The sequence below is a fragment of the Aliagarivorans taiwanensis DSM 22990 genome (assembly GCF_000429505.1).
Taxonomy (GTDB): Bacteria; Pseudomonadota; Gammaproteobacteria; order Enterobacterales; family Celerinatantimonadaceae; genus Aliagarivorans; species Aliagarivorans taiwanensis.
This window is the reverse complement of sequence record NZ_AUBZ01000002.1, coordinates 233,615-248,886: the sequence shown is the minus strand read 5'-3', so window position 1 is coordinate 248,886 and position 15,272 is coordinate 233,615. Positions and strand designations below refer to the sequence as shown.

The following is a 15,272-nucleotide window of genomic DNA, read 5'->3' as shown; positions in this document are numbered from 1 at the left end:
CAATCCTAACTTCCCCACTGCAAACTAGTGCCAAGGCTGTGTAAAGCTGTGTAAAAGGAGACTTTACACTAACCTCAGGAATGCCACTCGCGGTACTATAAACCTCGAAAACACCATAAGGGGTAACCTGTGAACCTGCTGATTATCGACGATGACAAAGAGCTGACCGAGTTGGTTAGCGAGCTGCTGGAGCTGGAAGGCTTTAGCTGTGAAGTATGCAATGACGGCAACAGCGGTTTTCAGCGCTTGCAAGAACAGCGTTTCGATTTGGTACTGCTGGACGTGATGATGCCCGGCATGAACGGCTTCGAGCTGTTAAAGAAACTGCGCAAAGACAGTGACCAGCCGGTTCTAATGCTCACCGCCAAAGGCGAAGAGATCGACCGAGTTGTCGGCTTAGAGCTTGGCGCCGATGACTACCTGCCTAAACCCTTTAGCGAACGGGAACTACTCGCTCGGATCCGCGCGATATTACGCCGTACCCAGCAAAGCAACTCGAACGCCCCTAGCGATGAGCTATGCCATCAAGACATTCGCTTACTGCCGAGCAAACAGCAAGCCTACTGCAATGAGCAAGAGCTGGACCTGACCGGCACCGAACTGTTGCTTCTTCAGCAGCTACTCACTCACCCGGGCGAGATCCAAGACAAAGCCGGCCTGCACATGGCGGTATTGGGCAAACGTCTGCAGGCCTTCGATCGCAGCATCGATATGCACCTGAGTAACCTACGCAAAAAGATCCCCGAGCGGGCCGATGGCAATCCTCGCATCAAAACCGTGCGTGGCAAGGGCTATATCTGGTTGGATTGGTAGTATGAATCGCTTGGTAAACAACCTGTTCGTTAAGATATTCCTGACCTTCTGGGGAATTTTGGTGATTACCGCGGTGATCACCATCGGCCTGATTAAACTCACCAACACCGAGAATATGGAAGCGCCAGATTGGGCAGTGCGAACCCTGCACAACGCCGCTAAGCGGATTGAAGGCGACCCCTTGTCAATCACTCCCCGGCCAAGCCGTGAGTTCCAGCGCCGCTTCGGCAGACCGTTCTTGATTAACGAACAAGGGGTCAGTATTAATACCCCAAAAGTCCCCCGACATATGCGCCGCTTTATCGCCACCAACGATCAAATTGGCGTCCCTAAGCTGTCGATCATTGAGCACCGCGGAGGCGAGCCTCGAGGAGAAAACGGCGAGCCGCGCAACAATCAATTGATCCTGTTCGGCCCGATTTCGGTGGAGATCAGCGGCCAGGACTATCTGTTTTATTTGGAGCGCCCGGTCAGCCCCACCAGTGCGGCGTCGCTGCGCCGTTTAGCGGTGGCACCTGAGCTGATTTGGGGAGTGGCGATAATACTGAGCATCGGTCTGTGTATGCTACTCACTCGCCACTTAGTCAGGCCGCTCAAGCAGCTGCAATCAGCTGCTAACCAAGTGTCGCTGGGCCACTTAGATACCCCACTGCCAGAGTTTAGCCGCGGTGATGAGATCGGCCGGCTGTCCGGCAGCCTCAACCGCATGGTAGTCACCCTTCACCAAGCCATCGAGAACCAGCGCCGCTTGCTAAGCGATATCAGCCATGAGCTTCGCTCACCCTTGACCCGTTTGAACATGGCGCTGGCACTACACAAAAAACGCCAAGGCGAAACCACCAGCGAAGTGCAGCGCATCGAGCGCGAAGCCCAGCGGCTAGAGCAGATGATTGCCGCCTTGCTGTCGCTGTCGAGAATGCAGATCAATGCCCAGCAGCAACACCTTAAGCTTGAAGAGCTGCTAAACCCGCTTACCAGTGACTGTCAGTTTGAAGCAGAGCAACTGGGCAAACAGTTCTTTGCCCATTATCCAAAAGCTATTGGGTCGCAAGGTATCGAGCTAGTCGCCTACCCCGAACTTTTAAGCAGCGCCATCGAGAATATCTGCCGCAACGCGCTCAAATATGCCGAGTCAACGGTTCGCCTCACTCTCGAGCACAACGAGTTCGAGCTGAGCTTAACGGTGAGTGACGATGGGCCGGGGCTGCCAAGCCATGAGCTAGAGAACATCTTCCGCCCCTTCTATCGCAGCAATGAGGCACGCGATCGCGACAGCGGCGGGGTCGGTCTGGGGCTGGCGATTGCCGAGTCCGCTATTCGCCAGCATGGCGGACAGATCGCCGCAAGCAATGGCGAGGATAAAGGGCTGGAAGTCACCATCCGCTTGCCTCTAAAATAGCCGCCTGTTTTAGTTAACCGGCGGCCAGCATGATCAACATCGTCCTTTATCAACCTGAAATTCCCCAGAACACCGGTGCGATTATTCGCCTGGCGGCCAACAGTGGCTGTAAGCTTCATCTTATCGAGCCACTGGGATTTAACTGGGACGATAAGAAAGTCCGCCGCGCTGGGCTCGACTATCACGAGTTTGCCGAGGTCAAACGCCACAGCGATTACCAGGCCTTTCTCGATAGCGAGCAACCGGCGCGCCTACTCGCCTGCACCACCAAAGCCAGCGGCTTTCATAGCGAATTTACCTTCCAGCAAGGTGACTACTTAATGTTCGGCCCGGAAACCCGCGGCTTGCCAGCGGAGCTTATCGAGAGCTTACCTCCCGCTCAGCGTCTGCGTATCCCAATGTTGCCAGAAAGCCGCAGTATGAACCTATCCAACGCGGTATCGGTGTTCGTGTATGAAGCATGGCGCCAACTAGGCTATCCCGGCGCAGTCTGATTAAACCAGCGCCGACGGGCTATGGCTTGGCGGTAGAGCAGCCCCAAGCCAATACCGCGGCTGAGCATAAAGCCTGACATTGCCAGCCACAGCGCATGATTTCCCCAATCTTGGGCGAGCCACCACAGTGGAAAGAATACGCCTAAGCTGGCGATAAGCATCGAGTTGCGCATTGCCCGCCCTTCAGCAACAGCAATAAACACCCCATCCAACACGAAACACCAGACCGCCAGTACCGGTAATAACTGCAACCAACTTAAGTATTGCTGTGCGGTAGAACGTACTTCCGGCAAGTCGGTGAGTAATGCAATTAGCTGATCACCTGCTACCACAAAGCCGAGGCTAAACACCCCTGCGCAGTAAGCTGCTAGCAGCATGCAGGAGCGCACTAACTGGCGGAAGCTCGCCTCGTCACCCTCGCCCTTTGCTTTGCCAGCCAAAGCTTCAACCGCATAGGCCAGCCCATCGAGCGCGAACGAAACAAACAGTAAGAAGTTCAGCAGCACTGCATTAGCCGCCACCACATGGTCGCCAAGATGAGAGCCTTTAAAAGTCATAAACGCGAAGCAGGCTTGCAGCGCCATCGAACGTACAAAGATGTCGCGATTGAGCGCCAGTAGCTGACGCAAGCCAAGCCAGTTAAATACCGCTCGGCACTCTTTGAAGCTGGGGAGTTGTTGCCATTGCGCGAGCCACAGCTTTCGGCTCAACATCAGCGCCATCGCCAAGCCACAATAATCAGCCATCACCGAGGCCCAGGCTGCACCTTCGACCTTCATGTCCAAGCCCACAACCAGCAAGAGATCGAATGCAATATTCAGGGTATTGGTCACAATCAGCTGCCACATCGGGGCCTTAGCGCTCTGCATCCCCAGCATCCAGCCCAGCAGTGCTAGGTTGGCCAGCGCTGCTGGGGCACTGAGGATACGAATACCGATATAGCCCCGTGCTTGCTGCTGCACCTCAGCCGAACCGCCAGCCAAGCTAAGGGCAAAATCGATAAGTGGCGCGCGCAACACCAGCAGTAGCAAAGAAATCAAAGAGGCGCAGAACAAGGCATTGACCAAGATCTGCAACATCCGCTCGCGAGAGCCACTGCCATAGGCCTGTGCACATAGCCCGGTTGTCGCCATACGCAGGAAGCCACACAACCAGTAAACCAAGGTCACCACCATCGAGCCCAGCGCAACGCCAGCGAGATAGTAACTATGTTCCAAATGGCCAATCACCGCAGTATCAACTAGCCCTAGCAGAGGAACGGTGATGTTAGACAGCATCATTGGCAGTGCAATACTCAAGATCACGCCAAGCTGTTGAATTTTCATAGACTCTACACGACGAGAAAGGGGCTACAGTGTAGAACTGCCGCCCCTTTAGAACAATCGAATAGCGCTGTGTTTACATCAGATCAAGGCCAGCAGCCAGTGATCGGCAAGCAAAGCCACAAACATTGCTAGCAAGTAAACAATGGAGTAGCCAAACAGTGGCATCGCATTGCGATGCTCGGGGTCGCGATACAAGCGCCAAGCCAGCTGGCTAAAGCGTAAATTCAACAGCAAGCTTGCGGTTAGATAGATAAGGCCACTCATGCCAATCAGAAAGGGTAGCCAACACACCGCGAACAACAGGGCGCAGTAAAGCAGGATCAGCACCTTGGTAAACTGCACGCCGTGGGTCACCGGTAGCATGGGTATATCCACCTTGGCGTAATCTTCTCGCCGAGCGATTGCCAGCGCCCAAAAGTGCGGAGGCGTCCAGGTAAAGATGATCATCACCAGCAGCAGGGGCTCAGCCGAGATACTGTTGTTAATGGCGGTCCAGCCTAGCAAAGGTGGCAAGGCACCAGCCATGCCGCCAATCACGATATTCTGTGGAGTAGCCCGCTTGAGCCACAAGGTATACACCACCGCGTAGCCCACCAACGATGCAGAGGTCAGCCATGCGGTAAGCGGATTGACGAGGGCATACAGCAGGACGAATCCAAGTAGCGATAAGGCACAAGCCCAGCTTAGCGCCAACGCCATCGGAACCGAGCCCTGCGGCAGAGGCCGACCCATGGTGCGCGCCATCCGGGCGTCGGCTTCGTGGTCGATACAGTGGTTAAACGCCGCGGCTCCGGCAGCCATCAATGCGATACCGATGTTACCTAGCAGCAAGGGCATCACAGGTGGTAGCCCAGCGGTTGCCAGACAGGCACCCACTACCGAGGTCAACACAATCAGCGCCACTACTTTCGGCTTGGTTAAGGCCAGCAGAGCACGCCAATCGATAGCTAAAGCTAGCTGCTCAGGCTGAATGTGAATACGTGCCATGCACCACCTCCTTCGATGTTGAAACGATTTGTCGCGAGTGGCTCAGCAGCAGCTCCCAGCCACTAAGAAGTAACAGCGCGGCACCTAAATTGTGGGCGACCGCTACGCCCAGCGGGATCTGCCAAAGCACATTCGCCACACCCAAGCCCACTTGGCAAAACAGCAAAGTCAGCACCGTAGCCGCCGCGCGGTTTGTTGGATTTCGTGTTTGCAGCAAGCTCAAGCACAGTAACAACCAATAGGCGGCGGTGACTGCTGCCCAGATCCGATGGGTAACGTGGATAGACACGCGTTGCTGATGACTCAATACACCAAACTCGTAATCGCCCCGCTCGCTTTGCGGCAGGGGATGAAAGGCATCCAAACGATATTGCTCGGTCCAAGGCTCATGACAGACGGGCAGGCCCTGGCAGGATAGTGCTGCGTAATTGGCCGAGGTCCAACCGCCAAGAGCGATTTGCCCCACCAAGATGAGCATACCGAGATAGACCGGCCAGGCTCGTCTACCAGGCAGGCTCAGCCCACCATCGCTAGTGCGGTACCACAAATACAAGATGCTCAGCATGGAGAAGCCCCCAAGCAGATGCCCCATCACCACCAAGGGCATAAGGCCGAGGGTTACCGTCCACATCCCCAATGCAGCTTGAAATACGATCACCGCAGTCGCTAACAGTGCTAAACCAGCCCGCTGTTTGCGGCGCCATGCCATCACGGTTAGCACAAACACCAACAAACCGAGGCTGCCGGCAAAATAGCGATGCACCATTTCATTCCACGCCTTATGCGCTTCAAAGGGACGCTCGGGGTAAGCCTGTTCTGCTTTGGCTATTTGCGACGAGTCGGAGGGCACTGCCAATTGGCCATAACAGCCCGGCCAGTCGGGACAGCCCAACCCGGCATCAGTCAGGCGAGTAAAGGCGCCTAAGCCAATCACCACTACAGCCAGCAATAACGAACCGAATAATGCTTGCTTCATAGCTTCCCCCTACTTAAACCGCGACAACTTGACTAGCTTTTTCACATCGGCAACCAAGCCTTTCAGATGCTCATGTCCAAGCTCGGGCTGGTAGCTGAGGATTACCCAACCCTTAGGGTCGATGACCAACCAGCTGGGCTCAGAACCGGCAAACTCAGCAGGCACTGGCGATGATGCTAGCCACTGAGCACCTTCCGGCAGGTTGGCGGGCTCGCTGTCAGCGATAACCCATAGGCCGGTTTGTTGTCGCGCGGCGCCTAGCGATAGCCATACTTGCTGCAACAACTCCCGCTGCTCAAGGCAGCTTTCGCTGCAAAGGCGGGGCTCTATTTTTGCCAGCCCCCATTTACCTGATGGGTAACCGTCCAGTTGCATGGGAGGGTCGACCCACTCACCGTGGCTCATCACCCCGGTCTCAAACCATTGAAACTTCAACACTAACCACGCGAGCAGTATCGGCAGCACAAACACTGCCGCCACCAGCAGCAGTTGTCGTCGCCCCTTTGCGCGCTGTTCAGCGCTAACTACAGAACCAGAGTCCGTCACTTCATTCATCACTTCATCCCTCGTAGAAATCGTGAACGACGTAAAAATACCGAGCTGAGTAACACTGCGGTTAGTGCCATCAGCGCCCACTGAACTGCATAGCCCTTATGTTTGGCAGGCGATACAGAGACCAACTGCTCAGGGTCAAAATCGAGTTGGGTATCAAGAAAATACCCGGGTAAAGCCATATCTAGTTGCTCAGCAATACGGGGAATATTGAGCGACTGTACGCGTAAACCTTGATCGAAGCGCTCCAGCCAGTACTGCTGATCTAACATCAGCGCCTGTGAGCGCTCGCGCAGCCGCAAGGTAGCAGGAAAGCCGAGCATGCTTGGCGGCATCGGCAACTGCGCCCTGTTACTGCCCGCGGCTACCCAGCCCAAGCGCACCAGCACCGGTGAGTAGTTGGTGGCGAACACCTGGTACACGTCGTAGCCCACTTGTCCGTGCTGGATCTGGTTGTCCAAGTAGATAAAAGGCCCAACCGCTTGCGCTGCCCGTATATCCACTGATTGAAAACGTGTTGGACCATGGCGCTGGACTTGCTCCCAAGAACTATTTTGCTTGCTGGCCAGTTGATACTCATCGAGCAGACGTTGTTTATCCGCCGCACGCTGCCACTGCCAAACACTGGCCTTGACCATTAGCGCGATCAACGCAAACATAAGTAAAAGGAACCACCAAATCCGTTTCAACCGCGTCCTCCCAAAAGGATTTGCCATGCTACTCAAGCTAATCATTGTTGCACTGCTGGCTATCGTGATAGTCAATATGTTCTTGGCCTTACGCACCATGTTGAAAGGTGGCCAGCATCAGATGTCACGTCATCTGGGCTTTCGTTTACTGTTCTCGGTACTGGTACTGTTGTTGTTGCTAGCCGCAGTTGTGGTGGGTTGGATCCAGCCCAACCCGCGCCCTTACTAGTTGCTCCGCGGCACACTTACAAGATGTAGACAAACACAAACAGCAGCAGCCACACCACATCGACAAAGTGCCAATACCAACTGGCCGCCATAAAGCCAAAATGCTGCTTACCGGTGAAATGACCTTTTAAGATCCGCAGGAACATCACCGTTAGGATGATCACCCCGAGGGTCACGTGCATCCCGTGAAAACCGGTGAGCAGGAAGAAGGTGTTGCCATAGATGCCGGAATCCAGAGTCAGCCCCATCTCCTGATAGGCATGGATATACTCTTCAACTTGCAACACCAAGAACGCAAAGCCGAGCACCAAGGTAATAAAGAGCCAAAGCTTGAGCGGTTTGCGTTGATCCTTCTCCATACCCACATGGGCAAAGTGCAGCGTTATCGAAGAGGTCACCAAGATCAGAGTGTTAATCAGCGGTAGGCCCATCCAGCCCATGGCTTGGGTGGTGGTGCCGTCCGGCGTTTTGATTAGTGGCCAAATCGCTTCAAACTCGGGCCACAGCACCTCTGCAGTCATCGCATTGTTGCTGGCTCCGCCCAGCCAAGGCACTGCAATCATGCGCGCGTAGAACAGCGCGCCAAAAAAGGCGGCAAAGAACATCACCTCCGAGAAGATGAACCAGCTCATCCCCTGACGGAACGATCTGTCCATCTGCTCGCTGTAGAGGCCGCTCATACTCTCTTGTATCACATTGCCAAACCAGCCAAACAACATGGCAATGATCACCACCACGCCGAGGCTTAACACCCATACGCCCCAACCTTGTTCGCTATCTAGCTGCTGTACCGTGAAGCCGGCACCGCTGGCGATCAAGAACAACCCGACCGCACCAACAATGGGCCAGATGCTCTGGGCTGGTACGTAGTAATTGTCGTGCGCTTGGCTCATAACTTAGCTCCATCTTCAGTTGTATCCACAGACGCCTTGAGCGTGGTTTCGGGAGTCACATCAAAAAGGGTATAGGCCAGCGTCACCGTTGAGATGTGCGCTGGCAGGTCAGGGTCGAGGTAGAACAGCAGCGGCATATCCTGATGCTCGCCGGGCGAGAGGGTCTGCTGCTCAAAACAGAAGCAGGAGACCTTCTTCAGGTGTGTCGCCGCCGGTCCCGGGCTCACCGAGGGTACCGCCTGCACCGTTCCCACCGCGCGGCTTTGATTGGCCGCGATGAACTCAATCTGCATCGACTCACCCGGATAGACCTCAACCCGCTTAACCTTTGGCTCAAACTGCCAAGCCAGCTGGTTGGGCACATAGCTGATAAACTCGACCGTCACCTTGCGACTCAAATCCTGCTCGGTGGCCGCTTGACTGGCAACATTGTCGGTTTTGCCATTGATGCCGGTGATATCGCAGAACACCTCATACAGCGGCACCAAGGCAAAACCAAAGCCAAACATGGCGAACACCACCACTATCAGGCGTTTTACCAGTGGCGCATGGGCACTCATCTACTTAACCTCGGGTGGGGTAGAGAAGCTGTGATAAGGGGCCTTGGCAGGCAGCAGATCCCATTCCAGCCCTTCGGCACCTTCCCATGGCTTCGCCGTGGTCGGCTCACCACCGCGGATGCACTTGATCACCACCGCTAGGAAAATCAGCTGCGATAGGCCAAAGGCAAAGCCACCAAGGCTGACAATGGCATTCACGTCGGCAAACTGCAGCGCGTAGTCGGGGATCCGCCGTGGCATCCCGCCCAAGCCGAGGAAGTGCATCGGGAAGAACAACACGTTGACTGAGATCAGCGAGCACCAGAAGTGCAGCTTGGCCAGGCCTTCGTCGTACATCTTGCCGGTCCACTTGGGCAACCAGAAATAACAGGCTGCCATAATCGAAAAGATGGCACCGCTCACCAGCACGTAGTGGAAGTGCGCCACCACGAAGTAGGTGTCGTGGTATTGGAAGTCCACCGGGGTAATTGCCAGCATCAATCCGGAGAAGCCGCCAATGGTAAACAGAACAATAAAGGCCAGCGCGAACAGCATCGGTGTCTCAAAGCTGATGGCACCGCGCCACATCGTCGCCACCCAGTTAAACACCTTAACCCCGGTGGGCACCGAGATCAGCATGGTGCAGTACATAAAGAACAGCTCTGCCTGCACCGGCATACCGGTGGTGAACATATGGTGGGCCCACACGATAAAGCTCAGTCCAGCGATAGACGCGGTGGCGTAAACCATAGAGGCATAGCCAAACAGCTTCTTACGTGAGAAGGCCGGCACAATTGCCGAGATGATCCCAAACGAAGGCAGGATCATGATGTACACCTCGGGGTGACCGAAGAACCAGAAGATGTGCTGGAACAAGACCGGATCACCGCCGCCTGCGGCGTCGAAGAAGGAGGTGCCAAAGAACTTATCGGTGAGCACCATGGTCACCACCCCGGCCAGCACCGGCATCACTGCGATCAGCAAGAAGGCGGTAATCAGCCAGGTCCACACAAACAGCGGCAGCTTCATGTAGGTCATACCCGGAGCGCGCATATTCATGATAGTCACAATCACATTGATTGCCCCCATAATCGAGCTGATACCCATGATATGCACCGAGAACACAAACAGCGCCACGCTGTCTGGCGCGTAGGTTGTCGACAATGGCGCATAGAAGGTCCAACCAAAGTTGGGACCGCCGCCTTCCATAAAGAGCGAAGCCAGCAAGATGGCAAAGGCAAAGGGTAGGATCCAAAACGACCAGTTATTCATCCGCGGCAAGGCCATGTCGGGTGCGCCAATCATCATTGGGATCAGCCAGTTAGCCAAACCGGTGAAGGCCGGCATTACCGCACCGAATACCATGATAAGGCCATGCACCGTGGTCATTTGGTTAAAGAAGTTAGGCTCAACAAACTGCAGCCCGGGCTGGAACAGTTCGGCGCGAATGACCATAGCCATGGCACCGCCAGTTAAAAACATCGCAAAACTGAACCACAGGTACATCGAACCGATGTCTTTGTGGTTGGTGGTTAATACCCAGCGCATCAGCCCCTTGGGTGGAGCGTGGTGATGATCATCGTGGTCGATTTGCACGTCGCTAATGCTACTCATGGTGATCTCCTTACTCCTGTCCCTTTAATGCAGCCACATCCTTGGCCTGCACCAAGTCGCCAGTATCATTGCCCCAAGCATTGCGCTCGTAGGTGGTTACCGCGGCAATCTCTTTCAATGTCAGTTGCTTACCAAAGGCTTGCATCGCCGTTCCCGCCTTGCCGTTAACGATGATGTCGATATGCGCATCTACATCACCTAGGGCGATCGGGCTGTCTTTTAACGCCGGGAATACTCCGGGTAGGCCTTCGCCGTTGGCTTGGTGACAGGCAGCGCAGTGTTTGTCGTAGACCTGCTTGCCCACCGACATCAGCTCAGCCTCATCCATCGTCATGGCCAGCAGCGCCTGCTCTTCTTGTTTGGCTTGCTGGTAGGCTTGTTGCTGCTCAGCCATCCACTGGTCGAATTCGTCTTGTTCTTTGGCAATCACCACCACCGGCATAAAGCCGTGGTCTTTGCCGCAAAGCTCGGCACATTGACCGCGGTAGATCCCCGGCTCATCGATAATAGTCCATGCCTCATTGATAAAGCCTGGGTTGGCATCTTTTTTCACCGCAAAATCGGGTACCCACCAAGAGTGGATGACATCCTCAGAGGTCATCAGGAAGCGTACTTTTTTGCCAACCGGCAGCACTAAGGGACGGTCCACCTCGAGCAGGTAGTTTTCACGCTTCGCCCGCTTGCCGGTGATCTCGTCTTGATCGGATGCCAGTAGGCTGTAGTACTCCAGCTCGTAGTCAAAGTACTTGTAGTGCCACTTCCATTGGGAGCCGGTGACCTGCACGGTGAGGTCGGCATTGGATGGGTCTTCCATCGCTAGCAAAGTCTTAGTAGCCGGAATCGCCATTCCAATAAGGATCAGGAAGGGGATAACTGTCCAGACAATCTCTACCTTGGTGCTCTCGTGAAAGCTGGCTGGCTTGGCGCCCTTAGACTTGCGGTGATGAATAATCGCCCAGAACATGGCGCCAAATACCACCACACCGATGGCGCAGCAGATATAGAAGATGGTCATGTGCAGGCCATACACCTGTTGACTGATGGCGGTCACGCCCGGCCGAAGGTTGTAGGACATACCTCCTTCGGCAAGCGCCGCCGGCGAGCTAGCCAATAAAAGCAATAACTGAATACATCGGGTCACGTTGCGCTCCTGTGCAATGCTACGACTTCCTTTAATTGATCCAAACCTGCTTAAAACGCCCTTCCACCTTGGGTTCTGGTGTAACGTGCTGCATTGAAGGGAGAGTGTTGCTATTTAGGTGCTCAGAATGCTGCCTTTTCTTCTCATTGAACAAAAAGCAAACACTTTACTTTATTAAAGTAGCCACAAGGCTAAGCAATTGTAAATCTATTGTTAATTATTTTTGATCTGGTCGGAGTAAAGGTGAAGTGACCAGCAAAACGCGTATATCAGAGAAAAAAGCGGGATTAGGGAGAGAAGGCGTGTTTTGGCAAACAAAAAGGGCCGCAGCGGGCCCTTTGTAGAAGAAGAGTCTTAACCAGACCCTGCGATGATAGGCGTTACATCCAGTCGCTGTTACGAATCACACCAACAGCCAAGCCTTCGATTTCCAGCGCTTGGTATTCCAAGTCGACGTGGATGGTTGAAAGGTCTTCATTCTCAGGATGCAGCATCACCTTGTTGCCTTTGCGCTCAAAGCGTTTCACCGTCACATCGTCATCTAGTCGCGCTACTACCACCTGACCGTTCAGCGCAGTCTGGGTTTTGTGCACTGCCAGGAGGTCGCCATCCATGATGCCGATGTTCTTCATGCTCATACCTTGCACCCGCAGCAAGAAATCTGCCGAAGGGTGGAACAGGCTAGGATCGACTTGGTAGTGGGACTCAACATGCTGCTGGGCCAAGATGGGCTCACCGGCTGCAACTTGCCCGACTAAGGGCAGCCCTAACTGCTCAGAGATAGCCCCTTCAGGCTCGTCGTCCACCAGGCGCAACCCACGGGATGCACCGGGAATCATCTCGATCACCCCTTTCTTGGCCAAGGCGCGCAAGTGCTCTTCGGCTGAGTTGGCGGAACGAAAGCCCAACTCCCTGGCGATCTCTGCGCGGGTCGGCGGCATACCGGTATCGTTAAGATGGCGTTTGATCAGTTCGTAGACTTCGGTTTGTCGGGGGGTTAAGGGCTTCATTGCTCACCTGTAAGTTTATACAGCACACTGTTAGTATATCCAGTATTTTCAGCGAGGCAAGCTTAGTTTTTGTGCAACTTAATCAACACGTTTTGGGATCTTAGCGAATCGTCTAATTCCGGTGACGATTCATACAGCATTCATGATCCAGGCAAAGAAGCACTGGCAGATTTCTGCTAACATTGCGGCAACTGAATACACCATTGAAGATCCTCATGTCACGACTGCCCGCTGCTGTTCTGTTTATCCTCAGAACAATGATTCGCTGGTTGACCCGCGGTAAAGTAGTTCCGCAAAACCCGATTGAAGAATTCCAGCTCGACTTAGAGCAGCCGATTATCTACGTGATCCCGCACGCATCGGTTTCCGACTTACTCACCCTGCAGATTGCCTGTAAGAACTTAGGCATGCCCGACCCGCTCGAGCCACAGATCTTCGCCGGTAAGTCCTACAAACGGGTTCACTACCTGATGGACAACCTTGGCGAGACTCTGCCAGAGACCGTGCGCGATTTCACCAGCGCGCTGGAGGTCCACCAGCAAGACGATAGCCACGACGCCCAACTGCTGCCGGTAAAACTGTTCTGGGATCGCTACCCGGGCCGTGAAAAGCTTGACGATATCGTGACCGGTAAGTATCCCAAGCCGCCGGGCAAGTTACGCAAGATTTTGCAGATTCTGTTTAAGGGGCGCGAGAACTTAGTGCGTTTCAGCCAGCCCGTTTCGATGCGAGAGATGGCCCAGCGCCAAGGCGCCGACCAACGTGCCGGACACAAACTCGCCCGGGTGGCGCGCATTCACTTCTCGCGTATGCAGCACATCGCCACCGGCCCGAAACTGCCTAACCGTCGCCACCTGTTCGAGCAGCTGTTAGCCTCTCCAGTGATTCGCCAAGCGATCCGCGACGAAGCTGCCGCCAGTAATATTGAGCTCAATCTGGCCCAGCAAAAAGCCCAGCGCTACCTTGACGAGATCGCCACCGACTTCTCCTATCAAATGCTGCGTGCCGGCGATGGTGTGCTGAGCTTTGTGTGGAACAAGATCTACTCAGGCATCTCGGTGAACAATGCCGAAGCGGTGCGCAAGCTGGCCCAAGAAGGCCATGAGATCGTGTTTGCCCCCTGCCATCGCAGCCACATGGACTACCTGTTGCTGTCCTACGTGTTGTATCACCAAGGGATGATGCCGCCGCATATCGCCGCCGGTATTAACCTGAACTTCTGGCCTGCCGGCCCGATCTTCCGCCGTGGTGGTGCGTTCTTTATCCGCCGTAGCTTCAAAGGCAACAAGCTCTACTCGATCGTGTTCCGCGAGTACCTCAACCACCTGTTTGCCCGTGGCTACTCGGTGGAGTACTTCACCGAGGGTGGCCGCTCGCGCACTGGCCGCTTGCTGCCACCGAAAACCGGCATGCTGGCAATGACAGTGCAAGCCATGCTGCGCGGCCTGGACCGCCCGGTAACCATCGTGCCAATCTACTTTGGCTATGAGCACGTGATGGAAGTGAGCACCTATTACAAAGAGCTCAAAGGTAAGAAGAAAGAGAAAGAGTCGATCTTCTCGCTGTTCACCATTTTGCGTAAGTTGCGCAACTTCGGTAATGGCTATGTGAACTTCGGTGAGCCGATTAACGTCAACCAGATGCTCAACCAACTGGCCCCAGAGTGGCGTGACAGCATCAATAGTGGTGAGGATCGCCCTGCCTGGCTGGTGCCGTCGGTCAATCAGATTGCCGACCAGTTGATGGTCAACATCAACAGCGCTGCAGCCGTGAATGGCCTGTGCTTAGCCGCGTCGGTGCTAACCGTATCCGAGAACTACAACCTGCCACGCCAACAGCTCACCAAGCAGATGCAACTCTATCTCGACCTGCTTCGTGCAATGCCCTACAGCGAACACAGCTCGCTGCCTGAAGAAGAGGCGGGAGAACTGCTCGAACATGCGCTATCGCTGGGTAAGTTTGAGGTTGAAGAAGCATCCCTTGGCAGCATCATCTCACTCAATGAGAAAGAGCAGGTACTGCAGAGCTTCTATCGCAACAACGTAATCCACTTGCTGATTATTCCTGCCCTGATCGCCACTGCGATGCTGCGACAGCGCAGGCTAAGCAAGCAGGCGGTGGTCGAGTTGGTCGCCCAGCTCTATCCGCTGCTGCAAGGTGAGCTGTATATGCACTACCAAGCAGAAGACATTCCGGATTTGGTGGAGCGTTATCTAGAGCAGTTCACCAAGATGAAGCTGCTGGAAGCGACCGAGCAAGGCTATCAGCTGGCGCAACACCGCCGTGGCCGCGTCGCGCTGCTGGCCTCGCTGGCACAAGAAAGCCTGCACCGTTACGCGGTCGTGGCAGCCTTAGCAGTGCACCAGCCAGAGCTGGAACGCAGCGAGCTGGAGAAGCAAACTGCGGCCTGCTGCCAGAGCCTGTCACAGCTACACAAGGTGAACGCACCGGAATACTACGATAAGAAGGTATTCAGCAAGCTGATTAGCTTACTCAAAGAGCAGGGCTATCTGGATAACCGACCAGAGAGCGCGCAAGCCCTCTACGATCAGCTAGCGCCACTATTGGCAGCCGGGGTTTATGACTCGATCAACGAGCTTCTAAACCCCTAA

The 15,272-nt window shown here is 54.8% G+C and carries 15 protein-coding genes; 5 read left to right on the top strand and 10 right to left on the bottom strand.

Annotation, left to right across the window (positions count from 1 at the left end; all coding sequences use genetic code 11):
- Positions 1-129 precede the first annotated feature (129 nt).
- From G462_RS0102735 to trmL, 3 genes are read left to right on the top strand one after another with little or no spacing between them, the layout of a single operon-like run.
- Entirely contained in the window at positions 130-813 is a 684-nt protein-coding gene (locus G462_RS0102735; RefSeq protein ID WP_026957618.1) for a response regulator, read from the top strand.
- 1 nt (position 814) lies between these two features.
- Positions 815-2,212: an ATP-binding protein gene (locus G462_RS21565; protein WP_051326477.1), complete on the top strand. Its 1,398-nt coding sequence runs from the start codon at positions 815-817 to the stop codon at positions 2,210-2,212.
- Positions 2,213-2,241: 29 nt separating this feature from the next.
- Positions 2,242-2,706 carry a tRNA (uridine(34)/cytosine(34)/5-carboxymethylaminomethyluridine(34)-2'-O)-methyltransferase TrmL gene (gene trmL, locus G462_RS0102725; RefSeq protein ID WP_026957617.1) on the top strand — a complete coding sequence of 155 codons (465 nt, stop codon included), beginning with the start codon at positions 2,242-2,244 and terminating at the stop codon, positions 2,704-2,706.
- Here trmL and dinF read toward each other — a convergent pair.
- The 5 genes from dinF to G462_RS0102700 form a co-directional block, all read right to left on the bottom strand.
- Positions 2,688-4,031, bottom strand: coding sequence for an MATE family efflux transporter DinF (gene dinF, locus G462_RS0102720; RefSeq protein WP_026957616.1), 1,344 nt, complete (start codon positions 4,029-4,031; stop codon positions 2,688-2,690). The genes trmL and dinF overlap by 19 nt on opposite strands.
- 78 nt (positions 4,032-4,109) lie before the next feature.
- Entirely contained in the window at positions 4,110-5,018 is a 909-nt protein-coding gene (gene cyoE / locus G462_RS0102715; RefSeq protein WP_026957615.1) for a heme o synthase, read from the bottom strand.
- The gene (locus tag G462_RS0102710; protein WP_026957614.1) at positions 4,993-5,994 is read right to left on the bottom strand and encodes a COX15/CtaA family protein; all 1,002 of its coding nucleotides are present in this window, start codon (positions 5,992-5,994) and stop codon (positions 4,993-4,995) included. The genes cyoE and G462_RS0102710 overlap by 26 nt, the downstream gene beginning before the upstream one ends.
- A gap of 9 nt (positions 5,995-6,003) precedes the next feature.
- Positions 6,004-6,549: a hypothetical protein gene (locus G462_RS0102705; RefSeq protein WP_026957613.1), complete on the bottom strand. Its 546-nt coding sequence runs from the start codon at positions 6,547-6,549 to the stop codon at positions 6,004-6,006.
- On the bottom strand, positions 6,549-7,205 hold the full coding sequence (locus tag G462_RS0102700) for an SURF1 family protein (RefSeq protein WP_026957612.1): 657 nt from the start codon (positions 7,203-7,205) through the stop codon (positions 6,549-6,551). The genes G462_RS0102705 and G462_RS0102700 overlap by 1 nt, the downstream gene beginning before the upstream one ends.
- Positions 7,206-7,260: 55 nt before the next feature.
- Between G462_RS0102700 and G462_RS0102695 the strand changes: the two genes are divergently transcribed.
- Positions 7,261-7,464: a DUF2909 family protein gene (locus tag G462_RS0102695; RefSeq protein WP_026957611.1), complete on the top strand. Its 204-nt coding sequence runs from the start codon at positions 7,261-7,263 to the stop codon at positions 7,462-7,464.
- Between the two features lie 16 nt (positions 7,465-7,480).
- Here G462_RS0102695 and G462_RS0102690 read toward each other — a convergent pair whose 3' ends face one another.
- The 5 genes from G462_RS0102690 to lexA all read right to left on the bottom strand — a co-directional run bounded on the left by G462_RS0102690 (position 7,481) and on the right by lexA (position 12,660).
- Positions 7,481-8,356 carry a cytochrome c oxidase subunit 3 gene (locus G462_RS0102690; RefSeq protein ID WP_026957610.1) on the bottom strand — a complete coding sequence of 292 codons (876 nt, stop codon included), beginning with the start codon at positions 8,354-8,356 and terminating at the stop codon, positions 7,481-7,483.
- A complete protein-coding gene (locus tag G462_RS0102685) occupies positions 8,353-8,916 on the bottom strand; it encodes a cytochrome c oxidase assembly protein (protein WP_026957609.1) in 564 nt (187 codons plus the stop codon). The genes G462_RS0102690 and G462_RS0102685 overlap by 4 nt, the downstream gene beginning before the upstream one ends.
- Positions 8,917-10,509: a cytochrome c oxidase subunit I gene (ctaD, locus tag G462_RS0102680; protein ID WP_026957608.1), complete on the bottom strand. Its 1,593-nt coding sequence runs from the start codon at positions 10,507-10,509 to the stop codon at positions 8,917-8,919.
- Between the two features lie 10 nt (positions 10,510-10,519).
- On the bottom strand, positions 10,520-11,584 hold the full coding sequence (coxB, locus tag G462_RS0102675) for a cytochrome c oxidase subunit II (RefSeq protein ID WP_084404896.1): 1,065 nt from the start codon (positions 11,582-11,584) through the stop codon (positions 10,520-10,522).
- Between the two features lie 446 nt (positions 11,585-12,030).
- Positions 12,031-12,660 (bottom strand): transcriptional repressor LexA, encoded by a 630-nt coding sequence (lexA, locus tag G462_RS0102670; RefSeq protein WP_026957606.1) that lies wholly within the window; start codon positions 12,658-12,660, stop codon positions 12,031-12,033.
- A 215-nt stretch (positions 12,661-12,875) separates the two neighbouring features.
- Between lexA and plsB the strand changes: the two genes are divergently transcribed.
- The gene (gene plsB, locus G462_RS0102665; protein ID WP_026957605.1) at positions 12,876-15,272 is read left to right on the top strand and encodes a glycerol-3-phosphate 1-O-acyltransferase PlsB; all 2,397 of its coding nucleotides are present in this window, start codon (positions 12,876-12,878) and stop codon (positions 15,270-15,272) included.

Bases quoted from the DNA above. Each gene is read 5' to 3' on its own strand.
- G462_RS0102695 (WP_026957611.1), top strand. From the start codon at position 7,261: ATGCTACTCAAGCTAATCATTGTTGCACTGCTGGCTATCGTGATAGTC.
- cyoE (WP_026957615.1), bottom strand. From the start codon at position 5,018: ATGGCACGTATTCACATTCAGCCTGAGCAGCTAGCTTTAGCTATCGAT.
- G462_RS0102690 (WP_026957610.1), bottom strand. From the start codon at position 8,356: ATGAGCCAAGCGCACGACAATTACTACGTACCAGCCCAGAGCATCTGG.
- dinF (WP_026957616.1), bottom strand. From the start codon at position 4,031: ATGAAAATTCAACAGCTTGGCGTGATCTTGAGTATTGCACTGCCAATG.
- coxB (WP_084404896.1), bottom strand. From the start codon at position 11,584: ATGTCCTACAACCTTCGGCCGGGCGTGACCGCCATCAGTCAACAGGTG.
- G462_RS0102705 (WP_026957613.1), bottom strand. From the start codon at position 6,549: ATGAATGAAGTGACGGACTCTGGTTCTGTAGTTAGCGCTGAACAGCGC.
- lexA (WP_026957606.1), bottom strand. From the start codon at position 12,660: ATGAAGCCCTTAACCCCCCGACAAACCGAAGTCTACGAACTGATCAAA.
- trmL (WP_026957617.1), top strand. From the start codon at position 2,242: ATGATCAACATCGTCCTTTATCAACCTGAAATTCCCCAGAACACCGGT.
- G462_RS21565 (WP_051326477.1), top strand. From the start codon at position 815: ATGAATCGCTTGGTAAACAACCTGTTCGTTAAGATATTCCTGACCTTC.
- ctaD (WP_026957608.1), bottom strand. From the start codon at position 10,509: ATGAGTAGCATTAGCGACGTGCAAATCGACCACGATGATCATCACCAC.
- G462_RS0102685 (WP_026957609.1), bottom strand. From the start codon at position 8,916: ATGAGTGCCCATGCGCCACTGGTAAAACGCCTGATAGTGGTGGTGTTC.
- plsB (WP_026957605.1), top strand. From the start codon at position 12,876: ATGTCACGACTGCCCGCTGCTGTTCTGTTTATCCTCAGAACAATGATT.
- G462_RS0102710 (WP_026957614.1), bottom strand. From the start codon at position 5,994: ATGAAGCAAGCATTATTCGGTTCGTTATTGCTGGCTGTAGTGGTGATT.
- G462_RS0102700 (WP_026957612.1), bottom strand. From the start codon at position 7,205: ATGTTTGCGTTGATCGCGCTAATGGTCAAGGCCAGTGTTTGGCAGTGG.